The sequence below is a fragment of the Neobacillus drentensis genome, from assembly GCF_036966985.1.
In the GTDB taxonomy this organism is placed as follows: domain Bacteria; phylum Bacillota; class Bacilli; order Bacillales; family Cytobacillaceae; genus Neobacillus; species Neobacillus drentensis_E.
This window is the reverse complement of record NZ_JBALSN010000731.1, coordinates 1-1,216: the sequence shown is the minus strand read 5'-3', so window position 1 is coordinate 1,216 and position 1,216 is coordinate 1. Positions and strand designations below refer to the sequence as shown.

Sequence of the window (1,216 nt, the reverse complement as noted above, 5' to 3'; positions counted from 1 at the left end):
TTCTTCCGTCATTCAAAACACCACCTTTACCTGGTTTTATTTTAACGTAACTGTATTTCCATAATCCAACATTGTAGTTTCTTTTCACTATTATTGAAAGCGTTTCCGATTCTTTTGTTGCCTTTTTTCTCATATAATTATATTGTTAATAAAGAATTAACATAATTGTCAAATAAAAGGCTTTACGAAAAGAAAAAAGTAGTGCAAACTGTTATTTAACTGGATTTTATTTATAGTTTTTGAGGTAAAGGAGAGAGACATTATGAGAAAAGCAGAAGTTGGAAATATCATCGAATTCCGTGGTGGCTTGAAAGGGATTGTTGAAAAGGTAAATGAAAATTCTGTCATTGTCGACCTAACTGTTATGGATAATTATCGTGATTTAGAATTGGATCAGCGAACTGTTGTCAATCACAAAAACTATAAAGTTATAAAAGAAAGCGCTTATTAAAATAATAGAATCGTAGAAAAGGCAGGCCTCACTATGGCTGCCTTTTCTTTTTTGACTCAGCCTGAATTGTTATTGGCCCTTACCAGCTTCATTTGATAACTGTTTTAATGATTTTACTTTTCCATGTGGATTTTGATCCTGCTTCCGGACAGTCCATTCTCGTTCTTGTTCACTTTTTGATTTGCTCATTTCTTTCACTCCCTTCCTTTTTTATTTTTTTCTATTCTTTATGTTCTAACCTAACGAAACAGTAAAATTAGAGATGTAATGATTTCCATTTGAAAAACTTATTTGATAAAATAAATTTTATGTTTTCTAAAAAGGAGATCGCGTAATGAAGAAATTCTTCCAAGACCCGCGCATACTGATTGGTTTAATTATTGCACATATACTTTTATTTTTTTCATTTCATGATAAAGCGATCTTTTGGTATATTTTTACTGGTTCGATTCTAATCTTAATCGCTTATGCTATGTTTCAAGAAGAGGTTGATGATGAAGTATCCTTTATTCAGTATATTTTTCTTGGGGCACTAACAGGTTTATTATTATATAGTATCTTTTGGCTTGGGGTCCGTGGATTAAAGATTTTGCATTTGCCCTATGGTACAGGTCTTAGGAACTTATATAAATGGTTTGCGCCAACAATATTTTGGCAATATCTTGCCCTTGTATTAGTTGCAGCCCCAGGAGAAGAACTTTTCTGGAGGGGGTTTATCCAAAAAAGATTGAGCAAACGGTTTAAGCCAGGGGTCAGTATTTTGGC

The 1,216-nt window shown here is 32.8% G+C and carries 3 protein-coding genes; 2 read left to right on the top strand and 1 reads right to left on the bottom strand.

Annotation, left to right across the window (positions count from 1 at the left end):
- Positions 1-262: 262 nt before the first annotated feature.
- A complete protein-coding gene (locus tag V7659_RS31085) occupies positions 263-451 on the top strand; it encodes a YkvS family protein (protein WP_026566278.1) in 189 nt (62 codons plus the stop codon).
- Between the two features lie 69 nt (positions 452-520).
- Here the strand turns inward: V7659_RS31085 and V7659_RS31080 are convergent, their stop codons facing one another.
- Positions 521-640 carry a DUF6254 family protein gene (locus V7659_RS31080; RefSeq protein ID WP_283878168.1) on the bottom strand — a complete coding sequence of 40 codons (120 nt, stop codon included), beginning with the start codon at positions 638-640 and terminating at the stop codon, positions 521-523.
- Between the two features lie 145 nt (positions 641-785).
- Between V7659_RS31080 and V7659_RS31075 the strand changes: the two genes are divergently transcribed.
- A partial coding sequence (locus V7659_RS31075) for a CPBP family intramembrane glutamic endopeptidase (protein ID WP_335543848.1) occupies positions 786-1,216 on the top strand: 431 nt, incomplete at its 3' end.

Coding starts and splice junctions, on each gene's coding strand:
- V7659_RS31080 (WP_283878168.1), bottom strand. CDS start 640: ATGAGCAAATCAAAAAGTGAACAAGAACGAGAATGGACTGTCCGGAAG.
- V7659_RS31085 (WP_026566278.1), top strand. CDS start 263: ATGAGAAAAGCAGAAGTTGGAAATATCATCGAATTCCGTGGTGGCTTG.